Raw genomic sequence first — 19,446 nt, forward strand, 5'->3', positions numbered from 1 at the left:
CTTGGGATGGGTCTCACCATTCGCTCCGTCTGCCCTGAGGTGACCGTGTACTGAGGCAGAGTTCATCGCGTCCCGTGTGGGGTTGCACAGGTCAGTGCGCCTCTTCATCTTTCGCTCATGGCCTGTCGTATTTCTTACATGAGACCCTAATTTTGCGAAGAATTTCACACTGCATTTTTGGGGCCTGACGCTGGAAGTGACCCGGAGTCGTGTAGGACAACCTTTTCATGTAGAGCGTGTTTGTGGGACCCCCCACGTGTATGCCCCTGCTGGGGGGCCTGGTCAATGAGCGTCGAAATCGCAGAAAACAGGCTCTGCTCTCCTCAAAGACTCCTGATTACGTGTCGCTTCCCCGGAAGCTCGAATCAGGTCTCGCTGAAAAGAGGCTGCGTTGCTGGTTGTACTGCCAGCTGTTGACGCCTCATGAGCCAGAGTCAGACCCTCACATGAATTCCTCAGAAGAAAGGAGCCCCCAAGCATACTTGGAGGCTCCTTTCTTCTGGCAGGGATACTAGGATTCGAACCTAGACAAACAGATCCAAAATCTGTTGTGCTGCCATTACACCATATCCCTAGGGTGCCGTTTCAGGCGCGACCGAGTATAGCCACGCTGCTGGCGCCCGGTCAAGATGCGCCGTCGGCTGCTTCTCAGGCGGTCGGTGCGGGGGACCGGTCAATCACGCTCAGGCCCGCAAATTTCAGCAGCAGCCGCTTCTGGCCCACGCCAGGGAAGTAGATCAGGACCTCGCGCCGTTCGCCCTGATGAAAGCCCTGCATGAACACGCCCTCGCCGAACTTCGGGTGCAGAAGCCGCAGGGACGGGGTGCCACTCACGGCGCGCTGCAGCTCGCGGCTGGGGATGCCCAGCCGGGCACTGACCTCCGGCAGGGACAGGCCGTGCAGGTCCAGAAGTTCACGCGCCTGCAGCGGCCAGCTGGCCGGCGGGGCAGGCTGGTCCGGCAGGGGGGCGTCGTCCAGGGTGGGGTGCGCTTCGGCAGGCTGCGGACGGGCCGACATGCCAGGCAGGGACTGCAGGAACAGGCGCGTGGCGTGCTTGTCGGTGGGGCGCCGCTCGCCGCTGGGCAGGGTGGGTGAAAAGCAGCGGCTCACGGAGATGCATTCGTAGCACCCGCCGGCGTTCTGGCAGCAGGTTTTCCCGACGAGATCCAGCGCTCGGCCCAGCAGGTCGTCCATGTGTTCGAAGGCGCGGCGGGAGACACCCAGGCCGCCCAGCCAGTCGTCGTACAGGAAGAAGTAGGTGTCGCGCCCCTCGCGGAATGCACCGGCGAGGTCGTTCTCATCGCAGGCGACCCGTTCAGGCGTGACCTTCTGCAGCAGGTGCTTGAGGGTGTGCGCGACCGCGGTGGGCCGCTCGGTGGCGCGTGGGTCCAGGCCGACTTCCAGGGCGGTGGTGCGGAAGGGGGGCAGTTCGGTGGGCTGCTCGTACAGGTGTTCGGACAGGCGGTGGTCCTGCATGCGGTCCTGAATGCGGCCGCCGCAGCGGGCGCAGCTGCGTTCGGTGGGACCGGGTTCACGGTCGCAGGCGACGCACACCCGCTCGAACACCTGGCGCAGCATCTGGTAGCCGGTGTAGCGCCGGCGGATGATGACCTCTCCGTGCCGGTAGGCGAGCGGACCGCGCTGAACCCAGTCGCCCATGCGGGCGGGGGTGACGAGGGTGGCGTGCAGGCCGCGCGTGAAGAGGTTGGCGGTGTCGTGCCTTTCGACCAGGATGGCCGTGCCGGCCGGGTGAGCCTCCCAGCGCGCCACCTTGTAGCCCTGGCCGTCGAGGGTGAAGACGGCGCCCTCGTGCTTTTCGGTCAGGGCGTAGTGCTGGCTGGGGCTTTCCAGGGGCGTGTCGAGCGCGCGCATCCCGAGCCGTTCCCAGTCGGCGGCGTCCACCACCGCGTACTTCAGGCTGCCTTCACCGCGCAGGTTCCAGTAGCGGGGGCTGGGGCGCGTTTCGTGCGGGGTGGGGAGGCCTGCGGCGCGGAACTCGTCGTTCGCGCGGGCGTCGTGTCGGGGGGACAGGTACGGATTGTTCGCCTCGACCACGGCCTTCTCGATCGGGCCAGTCAGGAGATCCAGGAAATTACCGGCGTTGCTGTAGAACGCGTCGGCAGGTTGCGGGACGCCCTGTTCGTTCAGGGCGGGCAGGTACAGCACGAGGCCCGGCGCGATCCGCCCGGCGCGGCCCGCCATCTGCCGGAAGGCCATGCGGCTGCCGGGGTACCCGTCGATGATCACAACTTCCAGGTCGCCGATATCCACGCCGGCTTCCAGGGCGTTCGTGGCGAACATCACGCCGTTGCGCGCGCGGCGGAATTCACTCAGGCGGCCTTCGCGGTCGCTGGTGCCGGCCATGTACAGGTGCGCGTGGCTGGCGTACCCGGGTTGTGCGCGGTACGTGGAGTACAGCCGCGCGGCGCGCGACCGGCCGCGGAAGAATGCCAGGATCTTGAGGTCGTGGCGGGCGCTGGCGTCCATCACGGCGTTCCAGAAGCGCCGGGGCTGCCCGCGGTGATCGGCGAGGTAGTAGTGCTTGCCGTGCCGCGCGGCGCCAGATTCACTGACTTCCACGGCGTCCACGCCGGTGAGTTCCCGCGCGAACTCGGCGGGGTTGCCGATGGTGGCGGTGCTCAGCACAACCTGCGGGTTGGCGCCCAGGGCGCGGGCGAGGGCCAGCAGGCGGCGCAGCATGCCCGCCACCTCACTGCCGAAGCCGCCGCGGTACGTGTGCGCTTCGTCCAGCACCAGGAAGGACAGGTGGCGAAGGAAGTCACGCACGCCGGGCTGGGTCAGGGACCAGTGAAGTTTGTCGGGGGTGGCGGTCACCATGCGCACGCCGGGCCGGAACACGGCGGCGCCCTGCGCCGCGCCCTGAAACGCGGCGACCTCCCAGGGGAAACCGCCGCGTTCCCGGTACTGCAGCAGCTTGTCGCGCTGGTCCTGACCGAGCGCCACAAGCGGGTACACGAACAGGGCCGTGGCGTTCGGGTTGCGTTCCAGCCGGTCGAACACGCCGGGGAAGAACGCGCCGGTCTTGCCGCTGGCGGTGGGGGTCGTGATGATCACGTGCTGCCCGCCGCGCATCAGTTCGTACGTGCGGGCCTGGTGGGCGTACACCTGCGGGAACCCGAAGCCGCGGGCCACCGCGTCGCTCCAGCCGAGGGCGCCGACGCTCACCGTGCGGGGCGGGGCGGGTGGTTCCTCGTGCAGGCGTGTGGCGCCGCCGCCCAGCGTGTCACGCAGGAACCCCTCCAGGCGGGCGAACGGGGAACGGGCCGGCAGCACCCGCCCAGTGTAGGCTGCGGCGGGCGGCGCCCGCAGGAAGGCCGTCACGGTGTGCGGGCGGGCGCGGGGTAAACTGAACGGCAGTTCATGACGACTGCTGAGACGCCCACCGTGTTCGTCGTTGCCGCAGAGGAGGCCCGTGCGAGCGGGCTGGCGGCGCGGCTGCCCCGCACCAACGTGGTGCACGCGCCCAGCGCTGAGTTCCTGCTGCGTGAGTCGCACGTGACCATTCCGGACGTGGCCCTGCTGTACACGGACACGCCCGGCGTGCCGCTGCACCAGGTGCTGCCGATGCTGCGTCAGCGGGCGGAACTGGCGGGGACGCACTGGCTGGCGGTGGGGTCGCAGGGGCTGGGGGAGATGCTGTCGGCCGGTGTGGACGCGCTGATCAGTGACGCCACGCCCCCCGAGGCGCTGGCGCTGCAGGTGCGGACGCTGCTGGGGCGCGCGCAGCAGTTCCGGGACACGCAGGGGCGCGTGGCGGCCCTGCAGCGCCGCATGGACACCTGGGAGCATGAGGAGCGCGTGCGTGACCAGCTGGTGCACATGCTGGTGCATGACCTGAAGAACCCGATTGCGGCCGTGATGGGGCTGCTGGAGATCGTGCAGGATGATCCGCGGGTGCCGGAGGACAACCGGGAGCTGCTGAAGGTGGCGCGGGATGAGACGCAGCATCTGCTGCACCTGACGGTGAACATGCTGGACGTGCGCAAGATTCAGGCGGGCAAGATGAACCTGCGCCGCGAACTGATGTTCACCCCGATGTTCCGTGAGGTGGTGGAACTGGCGCGTGGGGACGTGGGCAGTGGGTTGCGCGACCGCCACGTGCGGGTGGACGTGGAGGCGGACATGAGCCCGGCGAGCGCGGATCCGGAGATTCTGCGGCGGGTCCTGGCGAACCTGATCAGCAACGCGCTGAAGCACACCACGACCGGCGGGCTGATCGTGGTGGCGGTGCGCAGCGCCCCTGACGCGGTGCGGATCACCGTGCGGGATGATGGGGAGGGCATTCCGGCGGAGGACATTCCGAACCTGTTCGCGGCGTTCGAGCAGTCGCGCCTGACCCTGCACGGTCGGTTTGATACGGGGATGGGGCTGGCGTTCTGCAAACTGGCGGTGGAGGAGCATGGCGGGAGCATCGGGGTGGAGTCCGAGCGGGGCAGGGGGGCGACCTTTACGTTCACGCTGCCGCTGGCGCAGGACGCGGAGGACGACGATTTCGTGGAACTGGTGTAGGGCGGCTGAGGCGGGTGGGCCGGGGGCGTCTGTCTCCCGGCCTACCCGCTGTTGGGTGGGGGCGGCCTGAAGTGAAGCTGACCTGGGCAGGTGAGGCTGAATGTGGCTGCGTGGCGTGTGAACCGTGATAAAACAGGGGCGTACCAACAGTCAGGGTGGAGTGCAGTTCGTTTCAGGACCTCTCTTTTTTCCAATACTTCGTGCTCTTTTTCACGAGCAGTGCAGTGAGGACGCGCACAGACGCAGAAAGGGGACCCACTATCGAATACGCCAACTTCGTCATCATGCTGCTCGTCGCGCTGGGTATCGGCATCGTCGCAGTGCTCGCCAGCGCCCTCCTCGGCCCCAAAAAGGCCAGCCGCACCACACTCATGGCCTACGAAAGCGGCAACGACCCCGAACGGGGCGGCGTCGGCACCGGCCAGCGCTTCCCGGTGCACTTCTACCTCGTGGCGATGCTCTTCATCGTCTTCGACATCGAAACCGCCTTCTTCTACCCCCTGGCCGTCGCGTACCAGCGCCTCATTCCCTTTGCCTTCTTCGAAGCCATCACCTTCGTGCTCCTGCTGCTCGTCGGGTACGTCTACATCCTGAAGAAGAAGGTCCTCGAATGGGCCTGAACGCACCACCAGCCCTGAGCACCCACGAGAGGCCCGGCCCCCCCGCGCCTCCGGCCACCCGCCCTCTGCCACCACTGGAGGTGCCCCCGTGCCCCTGAAGGAGCTGTTCGAAAAAGACTGGCAGGAACTTGAATCCGAAGGCATCCTGTTTTCCAGCCTCGAGAAACTCGTCGCCTGGGGCCGCAGCAACAGCCTGTGGCCCGCCACGTTCGGCCTCGCCTGCTGCGCCATCGAGATGATGAGCAGCACCGACGGCCGCAATGACCTTGCCCGCTTCGGCAGCGAGGTCTTCCGCGCCTCCCCCCGCCAGGCGGACGTGATGATCGTCGCCGGGCGCCTGAGCCGCAAGATGGCGCCCGTCATGCGCCGCGTGTACGACCAGATGCCCGACCCCAAATGGGTGATCAGCATGGGCGCGTGCGCCAGCAGCGGCGGCATGTTCAACAACTACGCCATCGTGCAGAACGTCGACAGCGTTGTGCCCGTGGACATCTTCGTGCCCGGCTGCCCCCCCCGCCCCGAAGCGCTCATCTACGCCGTCATGCAGCTGCAGAAGAAGGTGCGCGGCGAAGCCTTCGACGGCCTCGGCCAGCAGCTCCCCATGGTGGACGCATGGACCCGGTGAGCAAGGTCAGCGGCCGCGAAGGGTTCGCGCAGTCCTCCGCCAGCCAGGCCGCCCCGGTCCGCCCGGCCGCGCCCACGCCCGCCCCGCCCAGCCGGGACGTCACGCCACTGCTGCGCCAGCTCGGCCTGACCGAGGATCACGCCGCGGAACCCACCGCGCTCGTCACCCCGGACACCCTGCTGGACGTGGCGCAGGCCTTCAAGGACCACGGCTTCATGCTGATGGACACCGTCGGCATCGACTACGCCGCCTACACCGAAGCGCGCCCCAACCGTTTCGCGGTGCTGCACAACCTCTACCACCCCCGCGATCACCGCCGCGTGTTCCTGCGCGTGTGGCTCGGTGACGGTGAACCCCTGCCCAGCCTGTACCCCATCTGGCGCGCCGCGAACTACCTGGAACGCGAGGTGTACGACCTGATGGGCATTCCCTTCACCGGCCACCCCGACCTGCGCAAGATCCTCACCCCCGACGACCTCGAAGGGCACCCGCTGCGCAAGGACTTCCCGCTGGGCGAAACGCCCACCCTGTTCCGCGACGGCCGCTTCCTGGACCCCCCCACCTTCCGCGCGGGCCTCACCGGCCGCGACCCCGGCCTCACCGGGTACCGCGGGGAACTGCGCCGCGGCCGCGGTGACGACCGGCTGCCGCCCGTCATGCCGGAAGGAGGGCCGAAATGACCGCCGAACTTACCAGCGCCCCCGAGCAGGCCGCCGGCCAGATGCACACGCAGATCATGTCCCTGAACGTGGGCCCGCAGCACCCCTCCACGCACGGCGTGCTGCGCCTCGTGGTGGACATGGACGGCGAGTACGTCGTGAAGGTCACCCCGCACATGGGGTACCTGCACACCGGCTTCGAGAAAACCTTCGAGAACCGCACCTACCAGCAGGGCGTCACGTACGCGCCCCGCACCGATTACCTGCACTGCTTCGGGCATGAACTTGCGTACGTTCTGAGTGCCGAGAAACTCCTCCAGGCGGACGTGCCTGAACGCGCCACCACCGTCCGCGTGATCCTGCACGAACTGGGCCGCATCCACTCGCACCTCGTGTTCGTCGGCACCGGCCTCCTCGACCTGGGCGCCCTGACGCCCTTCTTCTACGCCTTCCGCGAGAAAGAAGCCCTGCAGGACCTGTTCGAAGCCGCGACCGGCTACCGCATGAACCAGGGGTACTTCCGCATCGGCGGCCTCAGCCGCGACATTCCTGACGGCTGGCCTGCCCGGGTCGAGACGTTCCTGGACCAGATGGAACGCGGCGTGGACGAGTACACCACCCTGTTTGCACAGAACCCCATCTTCCTGGACCGTGCCAAGGGCGTGGGCGTCATTCCCGCCGAGGTGGCCATCGACCTGGGCCTCACCGGCCCGAACCTGCGGGCCAGCGGCGTGCCCCTCGACCACCGCAGGGACAACCCCTACTGCGGGTACGAAACCTACGACTTCAACGTCATCACCAGCCAGGACGGCGATTCCCTGGCGCGCTTCACCGTGCGCCTGCTGGAGTTCCGTGAAAGCATCAAGATCGTCCGGCAGGGCCTGAAACGCCTGACCCCCGGGCCCATCAAGGACCCCAACCGCAAGATCAGCCTGCCGCCCCGGCACGAACTGGAAACGAGCATGGAAGCGGTCATCCACCACTTCAAGCTCGTGACCGAAGGCTTCCACCCGCCCACCGGCGAGGTGTACGTCCCCACCGAAAGCGCACGCGGCGAGGTCGGGTACTACATCGTCAGCGACGGCGGCAGCATGCCCTACCGCGTCAAGATCCGCGCGCCCAGCTTCGTGAACCTCCAGGCGCTCGAGTACGCCTGCGTCGGCGCGCAGTTCGCGGACCTGATCACCATTCTGGCCACCATCGACCCCGTGCTCGGGGACGTGGACCGCTAAGCGACCGCCGCAAGGTGTGGGCGGTGGGCGCCCGGTCCCCCGGCGACGCCCGCCCCGCACCGCGCAGAGCCCTTTCACCCAAGGAGTACGGCCACTTTGAGTTACTTCGCAGAGAAACAGGCGCTGGTGACGGAACTCTTCTCCCGTTACCCGGACTCGCCGCAGGGCCGCCGCAGCGCACTGATGCCGCTGCTGCGTGAAGTGCAGGACGCCGAGGGCTTCGTGTCCGAGGCGCGCATGGCTGAAATCGCCGCGCTGTGCGGCACGACCGCCACCGAGGTCCGCTCGGTCATGAGTTTCTACTCCACGTACCACACCGTCCCCACCGGCCGGTACCACCTGCAGGTGTGCTCCACGCTGATGTGCGCCCTGGCCGGATCAGACGAACTGTGGGACCACCTCGTGGACACACTGGACGTGCAGCCCGGCGAGGTCACACCCGACGGGCGCTTCAGCGTGCAGAAGGTCGAGTGCCTCGGCTCGTGCGGCACCGCGCCCATGATGCAGATCAACGACGACGGCTACTACGAGAACGTGGGGCCCGGCAAGTGCGCGCGCATCCTGGCGGCCCTGCAGAGCGACCTGCAGCCCCTGCCCGACAACCCCGTACCGGTCACGGTGGGTGCCGACGGCCGGCAGGTACTCGCCAGCGGCGCGGCCACCGGCGCGAGTGTCACCGGCCTGCACCGCCTGCCCGGAGGTGAAGCGTGACCGTTGCCGAACCCGCCCCGAAACCCATCACCAGCGCCAAGGACCCGCGCTTCGCGCCCACCCTGTACGCCCACGTGGGGCAGGAGGGCAGCTGGACACTGGACTACTACCGCCGCAACGGCGGGTACGAACCTGTGAAACGCGCCTTTGCCATGGGCCCCGACGCCGTGATCGAGGAAGTCAAGCGGTCCGGCCTGCGCGGGCGCGGCGGCGCGGGCTTCGCTACCGGCCTGAAATGGTCATTCATGCCGCTCAACGACGGCCGGCAGCACTACGTCATCTGCAACGCCGACGAATCCGAACCCGGCTCCTTCAAGGACCGCTACCTGCTCAGCGAGGACCCGCACCAGCTGATCGAGGGCATGCTCATCGCCGCGTACGCCATGCGCGCCTCGGTGGGGTACATCTACATCCGCGGGGAATACGTGCACGCCGCCGAGCGCGTCTGGGCCGCCATTCACGAGGCGCGCGCAGCCGGGCTGCTCGGGCAGAACATCCTGGGCAGCGGCTTCAACTTCCAGCTGTTCGTGCACCGGGGCGCCGGCGCGTACATCTGCGGGGAGGAAACCGCGCTGATGAACTCCCTGGAAGGCCTGCGCGCCAACCCGCGCCTGAAGCCGCCCTTCCCGGCCGCGGCGGGCCTGTACGGCATGCCCACCACTATCAACAACGTCGAAACCTTCTGCGCCGCCACGCAGATCCTGCGCTACGGCGCCGACTGGCACGCCGGCATGGGCACCGAGAAGAGCCGGGGCATGAAACTCTTCCAGATTTCAGGACCGGTCGCGCGGCCCGGCGTGTACGAACTGCCGCTGGGCACCACCTTCCGCGAACTGATCTACGACTGGGCGGGCGGCCCCCTGGAGGAGATGAAAGCCATCATTCCCGGCGGCAGCAGCTGCCCCATGCTGCCCTGGGACGACCGGACCCTGGACACCCCCATGGATTACGAGAGCGTCGCCGCGGCCGGCAGCATGCTCGGCACCGGCGGCGTGACCCTCATCCCGAAGGCCGACTGCATCGTGAACGCCACCTGGAACCTCGTGCGCTTCTACGGGCATGAGTCCTGCGGGAAGTGCACGCCGTGCCGAGAGGGCATCAGCAGCTGGATGACCCGCATGTACCAGAAACTCGCCACCGGCCGCGGCCAGCCCGGCGACGTGCAGCTGATTCTCGACATGAGCGAGAACATCGGCGGACGCAGCTTCTGCGCCCTGGCCGACGCCTGCCTGGGCCCGGTCCTGAGCAGCATCAAACTCTTCCGCGAGGAGTACGACGCGCTCGCCACCACCCAGACCCCCCTGTACCCACCCCGCAAGCGCTGGAGGGACGCATGAAAGTCACTGTAGACGGCGTGGAAGTCGACCTGCCCGCCGGCACCTCCGCCATCGACGCGGTGTTCCAGGTGGGCGGGGACGTGCCGTACTTCTGCGCGCACTCGTACCTGAGCCCGGTCGGCGCGTGCCGCATGTGCCTCGTGGAATCCGGCAGCCCCCGCAAGAACCCCGACGGGTCATTCGTGATGGACGGCGACCAGCCGAAAATCTTCTGGTTCCCGAAACCCATGGCGTCGTGCACCATGCAGGCCACCGAAGGCATGCACATCCGCACGGCCCGCAGCAGCGAGGTCGTCGCCAAGGCGCAGGCCGGCATGATGGAATTCACGCTGCTCAACCACCCGCTCGACTGCCCCACGTGCGACAAGGGCGGCGCGTGCGAACTGCAGGACCGCGCCTTCGAGTACGGCTACGGCGCCAGCCGGTACGGCTTCGACCGCCGGCACGCCGAGAAGCACTACCCGCTTTCCGAGTTCGTGATTCTGGATCAGGAACGCTGCATTCACTGCAAGCGCTGCGTGCGGTACTTCGAGGAGGTTCCCGGTCAGGAAGTTCTGGACTTCATTGAGCGCGGCGGGCACACCTTCATCGACACGGAGGAAGGCGGGCTGCCGCTGGGCTTCTCCGGGAACATCACGGACATCTGCCCGGTGGGCGCCCTGCTGGACAACGTCGCGCGCTTCCGCGGCCGCAACTGGGAGTACGACCACACCCCCACCACCTGCACGCTGTGCCCGGTGGGCTGCTCCATCACCGTGGACGCCCGCAACGGCCGTCTCGAACGCATCGTGGCGCGCGAGAACCGCGACGTGAACGAAGCCTGGATCTGCGACGCCGGCCGCTTCGGACACCCGTTCGCGAACGAGGAGCGCCTCACCACCCCCTTGATCCGCGGCGAGGACGGCCAGCTGGTGCCCGCCACCTGGGACGACGCGATCACCGCCATCAACCGGGGCCTGCTGGGCCGCGCCCTGAGCGACATCGGACTGTTCACCGGCGCCGACGCCACCCTGGAGGAAGGGGCCGCCCTGGCCGCCCTGGCCGACGCCCTGGGCACCGCGCACGTGGATCACTTCCCGCGCCATGCGGTGTTCATCACGCCGACCGCCACCCTCACCGACGTTGCCACCGCCGACGCGGTCGTGGTGATCGGCGCGGACCTCGGCGAGGAAGCGCCCGTGCTGGAACTGCGCATCCTGGAAATGCTGCGCGGCGGCCTGCTGCCCGCCGAGTTCGCGCACGGCACCGCCATCGCGGACCTGCGGCTCGTGGAGCGGCCCACCCGCCGGCCCGAGCAGCTGGCCGTGATCGGCGCCGAAAGCCGCCTGTGGGCGCACGCCGGCCACCGCGTCAGCGCGAACGGCGCCAACGCCCTGACCCGCCTGGTTCACCCGGACACCGAGGAGCTCCGGGCCGTGCGCGCCCTGCTGGACCGCGCCGAGCGGCCCGTGCTCATCCTGGGCGCCGACGCCTTGAACCGCGCGAGCGGCGCCGCAGCGTCCCTGCTGAGCGACCTGGCGGCCCGCACCGGCGCGAAGGTCCTGGCGATTCCTGCCGGCCCGAACAGCGCCGGCCTGGCCGCCCTGAACCTTGTGCCGCGCCGCGGCGGGCTGGGCCTGGACCGCCTGAACGAGGTGCCGGCCGCCTTTATCAGCCGCCTCGATCCTGCCGGGCACGGACAGTCGGGCCGCGCCCAGGGGTTCACGGTCGTGCATGACACGCACCTGACCGCCACCGCCGCGCAGGCCGACGTCGTCCTGCCCGCCGTGACCAACTACGAGAAGCGCGGCACGGTGCAGAACCTCGAAGGGCGCCTGCTGCCCCTGAACCCGGCCGCGGTCCTGGCCGGTGAGGCCGCCGACCTGACCCGCACCCTTACCGCGCTGGCCGAGGCGCTGGGCGTGAAGGCCCCCGCCCGCGGGCACCGCGCGGCGCAGGCCCTGCTGACCGAACGGCTCGGCGTGACCCTGGCTGACCTGCCGGAGCGCGGCGCCGTGCAGACCTTCGCGCGGACCTTCACGGCGCCCGCGCAGCCGCACACGCCGCAGCTGTGGACCGGGCGCATGCGCTCGCGCGACCACGACAGGGCGCAGCGCATCGAGGACCTCGTGCAGGGCGGCTGGAGTCTTCCCGTCGCGCCCGCCGTGCCTCAACCCGGAGGTGACGACTGATGCCCGACTGGCTCGCCACCCTGCTCATCTCGCTGCTCAAGGCCGTGCTGCTCGTTCTGGCGCTGCTGACCACCTTCGCGTACATGACCCTCGTCGAGCGGCGCCTGCTGGGCCGCATGCAGCTGCGCCCGGGCCCCAACCGCGTGGGCCCCATGGGTCTGCTGCAGCCTGCCGCGGACGCCATCAAGAGCATCTTCAAGGAGGACCTGACCGTCACCCTGGCCGACAAGCTCGTGTACACCCTGGCGCCCATCGTGGCGATCGGCATGGCCCTGACCGCCTTCGGGGGCCTGCCGGCTGGCCCGGCCGGCAGTCTGCTCGGCGAGAACCCCTGGGTGTACAACCTGGACGCCGGCATTCTGGCGCTGCTGGCGCTGACCAGCATGGGCGTGTACGGCATCTTCCTGGGCGGCTGGTCGTCGGGCAGCAAGTACCCGATCCTGGGGGGCCTGCGCTCGAGTGCGCAGATGATCAGCTACGAGCTCGGCATGGGCCTGAGCATTCTCGGCCTGCTGATGCTGGTCGGCACGACGTCCTTCCAGGGCATCGTGGGCTGGCAGTCCCAGAACGGCTGGCTGATCCTGTTCCAGTCGCTGGGCTTCGTGCTGTTCCTGATCTCCTCCTTCGCCGAGACGAACCGCACGCCATTCGACCTGCCCGAAGCCGAGCAGGAGATCGTGGCCGGGTACCTCACCGAGTACTCCGCGATCAAATGGGCGCTGTTCCAGATGGCCGAGTACGTGAACATGATCACCGCGTCCGCCGTGATGAGCACCCTGTTCTTCGGCGGCTGGAAAGGCCCGCAGTTTCTGAACGCCCTGATTCCCGGCGTCAGTGACTGGCCGCTCGTGTGGCTGATCGTGAAGATCGCGTTCTTCCTGTTCCTGTTCATCTGGGTGCGCGCCACATTGCCGCGCCTGCGGTACGACCAGCTGATGCGCTTCGGCTGGAAGCTGCTGCTGCCCCTGGCCCTGGGCAACACCGTCCTGACCGCCGCGTTCCTCGCGTTCCGCGGGCAGGGCAGCCTGTGGTTCCTGGGCGTGCTGAGCCTCGGCGGGGTGGTCGCCCTGCTGATCCTCAGTGACCGTGTCCGCACCCTGTGGAACCAGCCCAGCCTGCGCCGCAGTGACCCGGTCCGCGCCGGAGGCGACTGATGCACGTTCCCCACCTCACGTCCCCATCCAAAGGAGCCACTCATGGGCGTTCTTGAAATCGCCAAGGGCATGGGCGTCACGCTGGGTAAACTGTTCCAGAAACCCGTGACCGTCAGCTACCCCGAGCAGCGCGCCACGCTGCAGCCCCGCTTCCGGGGCCGGCACATCCTGACCCGCCACCCCGGCACCGGCCTGGAAAAATGCATCGGTTGCTCCCTGTGCGCCGCGGCGTGTCCCGCCTACGCGATCTACGTGGAGGCCGCCGAGAACGACCCGGCCGCGCCGGTGTCGCCCGGCGAGCGGTACGCGAAGGTGTACGAGATCAACATGCTGCGCTGCATCTTCTGCGGCATGTGTGAGGAAGCCTGCCCGACCGGCGCGGTGGTGATGGGCAACGAGTTCGAAATGGCCGACTACCGCTACCGCGACTTCGTGTACGCCAAGGAGGACATGCTCGTCGGCGTGACCGGCAGCGTGCCACAGCGGCGTGAGGCGGCCAGGAAAGGCGCGCCTGTGCGGCTGGGCTTCCAGCTGGACGGCGGCGAACCCCGCGCGGAACTGGAAGGAGTGAACTACCAGTGAGCATCCAACCCCTGAGAAGTGCAGGCGCCCGCCCCGGAGGCCACGCATGATCCTGGCCTTCATCATGCTGGGCGCCCTGGCCATTGTGGGCGGCATCATCACGATCGCGGCGCGTAACGCCGTGCACGCCGCCCTGGGCCTGGTGGGCACGCTGCTCAGCGTGGCGGGCCTGTTCGCCACGCTGAATGCGTCGTTCCTGGCGGCCACGCAGGTGATCGTGTACGCGGGCGCGGTCATGGTGCTGTTCCTGTTCGTGATCATGCTCCTGAACGCCAACCAGCCGGTCACGGGCCGCGACCCGGTGCCGTTCGTGCGGGAACTCGCCGGGATCGGCGGCACGCTGCTGGCCGGGGCCTTCGTGGTGCTGGCCTTCACGTTCAAGGACCCACGCCCCCTGGCGGAGAGCGCCGCGGCGCTGAAAAACGGTACGGCGCTGGTGATGGGGGAGACCCTCCTCACCCGGTTCCTGCTGCCGTTCGAGGCGGTCAGCATCCTGCTGCTCGTGGCCATCGTGGGCGCCGTGGCGCTCGTGCAGCGCCCCGCGCCGCAACCTGACGGCGTTCCGGACGAACTGGAAGCCCCGGTGGGCAGCGCGCGTGAGGAGCGTTCCGGCGCGCCGCGCGGCGCCGCCCCCGCCCTGTCCCTGACCCGCGATCCGGAGGTGAGCGCCTGATGGTCCCGACCTCCTCGTACGTGGCGCTGTCCGGCATTCTGTTCGCGCTGGGCATGATCGGCGTGCTGACGCGCCGCACGGCCATCATGGTGTTCCTGTCCGTGGAACTCATGCTGAACGCCGCGAATCTGGCGCTGGTGGCGTTTGCGCGGTCCTGGGGCGACCCGACCGGGCAGACCGCCGTGTTCATTGTGATGACGCTGGCCGCCGCTGAGGTGGCGATCGGGCTGGCGATCATCGTCGCGATCTTCCGTAAACGCGAGACCACCAACGTGGACGATCTCGCGGCCCTGAAAGGCTGAGTGGCTATGGACAGTCTTCCCGCTCTTTACCTGCTGCCCCTCCTGCCGCTGCTGTCCTTCGCGCTGCTGATGTGCCTGCCGCGCCTGTTCACCGGAAAGACCGGCGGGTGGGTGGCGACCGGCGCGGTGGGCGCGGCGTTCGTGGTGGCCGTCATCCGCTACCTGAACCAGGGCGCGGCACCTGCCCACGAGACGCTGTGGGCGTGGCTGCCGAACATGGCCCTGAACGCCAACCTGTCGGTGGGCTTCTGGCTGGATCAGCTCTCGGCCCTGATGACCCTGATCATCACCGGGGTGGGGTTCCTGATTCACCTGTACTCCATCTCGTACATGGGGCACGACCGGCAGTTCACGCGCTTCTTCGCGTTCCTGAATTTCTTCGTGGCGATGATGCTGATCCTGGTGCTCGCCGACTCCTACCCCCTGATGTTCGTGGGCTGGGAAGGGGTGGGCATGGCGTCGTACCTCCTGATCGGCTTCTGGTTCAGCGGCCGGAACAGTGAGGCCAGTGACGCCGACCTGCGCGCCGCCAGTGACCGCGAGGGGGTCAGCAACAGCAACGCCGCGCGCAAGGCGTTCATCATGAACCGCATCGGGGACCTGGGCTTCATGCTGGGGATGTTCCTGCTGTTCAAACTGTACGGCACCCTTTCCATTCCTGAACTGGCCGAACGGGTTGAGGGGGCGCGGGTGGCGCAGGCCGGCATTGAACTGGCCTGCCTGTTCCTGCTGGTCGGCGCGGTCGGCAAAAGCGGCCAGCTGCCCCTCACCACGTGGCTGCCGGACGCCATGGCCGGTCCCACGCCGGTCTCCGCGCTGATTCACGCGGCGACCATGGTCACGGCCGGCGTGTACCTCGTGGCCCGCAGTCACTTCCTGTACGACCTCGCGCCGAACGCCAGCACCTGGGTGGCGTGGGCGGGCGGCCTCACGGCCCTGTACGGCGCGCTGTCCGCGCTGAACCAGACGGACATCAAGAAGATCCTCGCGTACTCCACCGTGTCGCAACTGGGGTACATGTTCCTGGCGGTGGGCCTGCACGCGTACTCAGCGGGCGTGTTCCACCTGCTGACCCACGCGTTCTTCAAGGCGCTGCTGTTCCTCGCGGCGGGCGCAGTCATTCACGCGCTGCACGAGGAGCAGGACGTGCGCCGGATGGGTGGCCTGCACCGCTTCATGCCGTTCACGCACGTCGTGTCCGTGGCGGGCGTGCTGGCCATTGCGGGCATCCCCATCTGGAGTGGCTTTTTCAGCAAGGACGCGATTCTCGCCGCCGCGTACGAACAGAGCCTGCCGCTGTACGTCATCGGGCTGGTCGTGGCCCTGCTCACGGCGTTCTACATGGGCCGCTGGTACTTCCTGGTGTGGCGCGGCGCGTACCGCGGCCACGGCCACCCGCACGAGGCCGACACCCTCACCAAAATTCCGCTGGGCGTGCTGGCCGCCCTCGCCACGCTGGGCGGCTTCCTGAACATTCCCGGCTTCCTGGGTGGCGGGCACGCGTTCGACACGTACCTGGGCCGCGTCATTCCCCTGCACCCCCACGAGGTGCCGGTTGCCACCGAGTGGCTCCTGACCGCGCTGGCCGTCGGGGCCGGCGCCCTGGGCCTGCTGTGGGCGCTGGCCGCGCACCGCCGCGGCACACTCGCCGACGGTCCCCTCGGGGATCTCAGCCGCAACAGCCTGTACCTCGACGCCCTGTACGACGGCGTGATCGCCGCGCCCAGCCGCGCCATTGCCGGCGCGCTGGACGACGTGGACCGCGGCACGGACAGCGCCCTGAGCGGCGTTGCCCGCAACGCCAGCGGCCCCGGCGGACTGTTCACCCTGTGGCAGAGCGGCTTCGTGCGCGCCTACGCCGTCAGCATGCTGCTGGGCACCGCCCTCATCATCGGGTACTGGGCCATCAAGACGATTGGAAGTGGCGCATGAACACCTTCACCGACTGGCTCCCCACCCTCATGATCTTCCTGCCGCTGCTGGGCAGCCTGCTGCTGCTCGTCACCCCGAAAACCTTCCGGGATGAGGTGGCGGGCTTCCTGGCCGCGCTGACCCTCGGGACCGGCCTCGCCATCTGGCGGGGCGGCGGTTCGGAGCTGCTCCGCTGGGACTGGATTCCTTCACTGGGCGTCACGTACTCCGTGCAGCTGAGCGGCGTGAGCCTGGCGCTGGCGCTGGTCACGGCCCTGATGTCCTTCATCGCCATTCTGTACGCCGCGCGCCGCATCCCCAATCCCGGCCCGATGCTCTCGCTGATCCTGGCCATGGAAACCGGCCTGATCGGGATTTTCGCCGCGCAGGACCTGCTGCTGTTCTACGTGTTCTTCGAGGACGCCCTCATTCCGGCCCTGCTGATGCTCGCCATGTACGGCAAGGCGGGCCGCATGCAGGCTCTCGTGAAGTTCGCGGCGTACACGCTGTTCGGCAGCCTGCTGATGCTGGTCAGCATCATCGGCGTCAAAACCCTGGGGGGCAGCCCCACCTTCGCCATGACCGACCTGAAACGCCACGTTGTGCAGGGCAGCGCGCAGACCTGGCTGTACCTGGGCTTCCTGACCGCCATGGCCGTCAAGTTGCCGCTGTGGCCGCTGCACGCCTGGCTGCCGGACTTCCACGAGCAGAACCACGACAGCGGCGTGCCCGACGTCATGGGCACCCTCTACAAGGTGGGCGGGTACGGCATCTTCACCTTCGCCATTCCCCTCTTCCCGGACGCCAGCCTGGAACTGCGCCCCATCCTGATGGGCCTCGCGGCCTTCACGGCCCTGTACGCGGCGTGGATCGCGTTCCGGCAGACCAACTGGAAACGCCTGCTCGCCTACGCCGGCCTGTCACACATGGGCTTCGTGGCCCTGGGTGTGTTCTCCCTGAACGAAACGGCCGTCATCGGCGCGATGTACCTCCTGGCCTTCCAGAACCTGTACACCGGCGCGCTGTTCCTGTCGGTGGGCATGCTCCAGGAACGCGTGGGCAGCCTCGACACCCGCGTGGGCGGCGTGATGACCCAGGCAGGCGCGCTGGGCGGCCTGACCATGGCCCTGTGGTTTGCCAGCATCGCCGTGCCGGGCCTCGCAGGCTTCATCGGCGAGTTCAGCATCCTGCTCGGCGCCTACCAGGTCTCCCCGTGGCTGACCTTCATCGCGGGCGTCACCACCATCGCCGCCGCCGCGTACGCCCTGACCGCCTTCCAGTTCACGTTCTGGCAGGCCCGGCCGGCCGGCGGCGTCACCGTGCGGGACCTCGTGCACACCGAGTGGCTGATCCTGGCCGTGCCACTGGGCATCCTGATTCTGTTCGGCGTGTACTCCACGCCCGCCCTGAACCTCATGCAGCCCGCCGTGCGCGCCGTGCTCAGCGCCCTGGGAGGCAACTGACATGCTCCAGCCCCCCGACCTGCTCCTCACGCCCCTGCTGCCCATCCTGATCGTGCTGGCCGGCGCCATCAGCAGCACCCTGCTGGGCTTCTGGCTGCGCCGGCACGTCCTGACGTACATCAACATCGCCGCGCTGGTCCTCTCGGGCCTCAGCCTCATTCCGCTGTGGAACCGCGGCCTGAGCACCTTCGGCGGCAGCCTGCTGGCCGACAACCCGGCGCTGCTGCTGTCCTTCGTGATTCTGGTCGGCACCCTCATGACGCTGCTGGTGTCCCTGGACACCGCGTGGCGCGCCCGGGTCTCCTTCCCCGAATTCGACGCCATGCTGATGTACGCCGTGACCGGCTGCCTGCTCATCGCCTTCTCCGGCGACCTGATCGTCATGCTGATCGGCCTGGAGATCATGAGCCTCAGCTCGTACGTCCTGGCAACCCTGCAGGGTTCACGCCGCGCCGAAGAGAGCGGCCTGAAGTACTTCCTGCTGGGCGCCGCCGGCAGCGCCATCCTGATCTACGGCCTGGCGTTCGTGTACGGCGCGACCGGCAGCCTCAACTACGCCCGCATTGCCGAGCAGGCCAGCGGCCTGAACCCGCAGAACGCAGCGGTGCTGGTGGGCGGCGCGCTGCTGATGCTGTGCGGGTTCGGCTTCAAGATTGCCCTGGCGCCCTTTCACCAGTGGACGCCGGATGTCTACAGCGGCGCGCCCACCAGCGTCAGCCTGTTCCTGAGCACCGTGGTGAAGGTCGCCGCGTTCGCCGGGATGCTGCGCGTGTTCGCCGGCGCGCTCGACAACGCGCCCGGCTGGCACTCCGTTCTGCAGATCCTGGTCGCCGCGACCCTGATCATCGGGAACCTCGCCGCGCTGCGCCAGCCGAACTTCAAACGCATGCTCGCGTACTCCGCCGTGGCGCACACCGGGTTCCTCGCCATGGCCCTGCTCGGAACGCCCCAGACCGGCGGGCCGGCTCTGTCGTACTACCTGCTGGTCTACACCCTGATGACCGCCGCGGCCCTGGCGATCGTGGCGGCCCTGCAACGCGAAGAGGACGGCCTGAGCATCCTCGACATGCGCGGCCTGTATTACCGTCACCCCGGGTACGCCGTGGCACTCGCCGTGTGCCTCGCGTCCCTGGCCGGCCTGCCGCCCTTCGCCGGGTTCTTCGGGAAGTACCTGGTCTTCCAGGCGGCGTTCCAGAACGGCTACGAGTGGCTGAGCATCCTGGCCGCCCTGACCAGCGTCGCCGCCCTCGTGTACTACCTGCGTCCCGCCATGCTGATGTTCATGCCTGACCGTACGCCCGCCCGCGAGTACGCGCACGGGCAGCGCACGCCCACCACGCTGGCCGTGGCGCTCGGCGTGGCCGGCGTGACGGTCCTGGGCCTGCTGCCGAACCTCTGGTACGCCTGGGGCGCCAATCCCGCCATCTGGAGCCTGCTGGCCGGACAGTAACCACAGCCGCATGCGCAGGGGAGTGG

The 19,446-nt window shown here is 68.4% G+C and carries 16 protein-coding genes and 1 tRNA gene; 15 read left to right on the forward strand and 2 right to left on the reverse strand.

Annotation, left to right across the window (positions count from 1 at the left end; genetic code table 11):
* Positions 1–500: 500 nt before the first annotated feature.
* Together LAJ19_RS01390 and LAJ19_RS01395 are read right to left on the reverse strand one after the other, a co-directional pair.
* A tRNA-Gln gene (locus LAJ19_RS01390) sits at positions 501–574 on the reverse strand.
* Between the two features lie 74 nt (positions 575–648).
* Entirely contained in the window at positions 649–3,294 is a 2,646-nt protein-coding gene (locus tag LAJ19_RS01395; protein ID WP_225476551.1) for a DEAD/DEAH box helicase, read from the reverse strand.
* An 87-nt stretch (positions 3,295–3,381) separates the two neighbouring features.
* Between LAJ19_RS01395 and LAJ19_RS01400 the strand changes: the two genes are divergently transcribed.
* The 15 genes from LAJ19_RS01400 to LAJ19_RS01470 all read left to right on the forward strand — a co-directional run bounded on the left by LAJ19_RS01400 (position 3,382) and on the right by LAJ19_RS01470 (position 19,420).
* Positions 3,382–4,530: an ATP-binding protein gene (locus LAJ19_RS01400; RefSeq protein WP_225476552.1), complete on the forward strand. Its 1,149-nt coding sequence runs from the start codon at positions 3,382–3,384 to the stop codon at positions 4,528–4,530.
* A gap of 284 nt (positions 4,531–4,814) precedes the next feature.
* Complete coding sequence (locus LAJ19_RS01405; protein ID WP_349774836.1) at positions 4,815–5,150, forward strand: NADH-quinone oxidoreductase subunit A; 336 nt, start codon at positions 4,815–4,817, stop codon at positions 5,148–5,150.
* Between the two features lie 88 nt (positions 5,151–5,238).
* Complete coding sequence (locus tag LAJ19_RS01410) at positions 5,239–5,775, forward strand: NuoB/complex I 20 kDa subunit family protein (protein WP_432804220.1); 537 nt, start codon at positions 5,239–5,241, stop codon at positions 5,773–5,775.
* A complete protein-coding gene (locus tag LAJ19_RS01415; protein WP_225476554.1) occupies positions 5,763–6,455 on the forward strand; it encodes an NADH-quinone oxidoreductase subunit C in 693 nt (230 codons plus the stop codon). Before LAJ19_RS01410 ends, LAJ19_RS01415 begins: the two co-directional genes overlap by 13 nt.
* Entirely contained in the window at positions 6,452–7,666 is a 1,215-nt protein-coding gene (nuoD, locus tag LAJ19_RS01420) for an NADH dehydrogenase (quinone) subunit D (RefSeq protein ID WP_225476555.1), read from the forward strand. Before LAJ19_RS01415 ends, nuoD begins: the two co-directional genes overlap by 4 nt.
* 96 nt (positions 7,667–7,762) lie before the next feature.
* A complete protein-coding gene (nuoE, locus tag LAJ19_RS01425; RefSeq protein WP_225476556.1) occupies positions 7,763–8,377 on the forward strand; it encodes an NADH-quinone oxidoreductase subunit NuoE in 615 nt (204 codons plus the stop codon).
* Positions 8,374–9,714 carry an NADH-quinone oxidoreductase subunit NuoF gene (nuoF, locus tag LAJ19_RS01430; RefSeq protein ID WP_225476557.1) on the forward strand — a complete coding sequence of 447 codons (1,341 nt, stop codon included), beginning with the start codon at positions 8,374–8,376 and terminating at the stop codon, positions 9,712–9,714. The genes nuoE and nuoF overlap by 4 nt, the downstream gene beginning before the upstream one ends.
* A complete protein-coding gene (gene nuoG / locus LAJ19_RS01435; RefSeq protein WP_225476558.1) occupies positions 9,711–11,885 on the forward strand; it encodes an NADH-quinone oxidoreductase subunit NuoG in 2,175 nt (724 codons plus the stop codon). Before nuoF ends, nuoG begins: the two co-directional genes overlap by 4 nt.
* Entirely contained in the window at positions 11,885–13,039 is a 1,155-nt protein-coding gene (nuoH, locus tag LAJ19_RS01440; protein WP_225476559.1) for an NADH-quinone oxidoreductase subunit NuoH, read from the forward strand. Before nuoG ends, nuoH begins: the two co-directional genes overlap by 1 nt.
* 42 nt (positions 13,040–13,081) lie before the next feature.
* Positions 13,082–13,621 (forward strand): NADH-quinone oxidoreductase subunit NuoI, encoded by a 540-nt coding sequence (nuoI, locus tag LAJ19_RS01445; RefSeq protein ID WP_225476560.1) that lies wholly within the window; start codon positions 13,082–13,084, stop codon positions 13,619–13,621.
* Between the two features lie 46 nt (positions 13,622–13,667).
* The gene (locus tag LAJ19_RS01450; RefSeq protein WP_225476561.1) at positions 13,668–14,294 is read left to right on the forward strand and encodes an NADH-quinone oxidoreductase subunit J family protein; all 627 of its coding nucleotides are present in this window, start codon (positions 13,668–13,670) and stop codon (positions 14,292–14,294) included.
* Positions 14,294–14,596 (forward strand): NADH-quinone oxidoreductase subunit NuoK, encoded by a 303-nt coding sequence (gene nuoK, locus LAJ19_RS01455; RefSeq protein WP_157457741.1) that lies wholly within the window; start codon positions 14,294–14,296, stop codon positions 14,594–14,596. The genes LAJ19_RS01450 and nuoK overlap by 1 nt, the downstream gene beginning before the upstream one ends.
* A 6-nt stretch (positions 14,597–14,602) precedes the next feature.
* Positions 14,603–16,528: an NADH-quinone oxidoreductase subunit L gene (gene nuoL / locus LAJ19_RS01460; RefSeq protein ID WP_225476562.1), complete on the forward strand. Its 1,926-nt coding sequence runs from the start codon at positions 14,603–14,605 to the stop codon at positions 16,526–16,528.
* Positions 16,525–17,970, forward strand: coding sequence for an NADH-quinone oxidoreductase subunit M (locus tag LAJ19_RS01465; protein WP_225476563.1), 1,446 nt, complete (start codon positions 16,525–16,527; stop codon positions 17,968–17,970). Before nuoL ends, LAJ19_RS01465 begins: the two co-directional genes overlap by 4 nt.
* A gap of 1 nt (position 17,971) precedes the next feature.
* Positions 17,972–19,420, forward strand: coding sequence for an NADH-quinone oxidoreductase subunit N (locus tag LAJ19_RS01470; protein WP_225476564.1), 1,449 nt, complete (start codon positions 17,972–17,974; stop codon positions 19,418–19,420).
* The last annotated feature ends 26 nt before the right edge of the window (positions 19,421–19,446 follow it).

It is taken from the genome of Deinococcus taeanensis (assembly GCF_020229735.1).
GTDB lineage: Bacteria > Deinococcota > Deinococci > Deinococcales > Deinococcaceae > Deinococcus > Deinococcus taeanensis.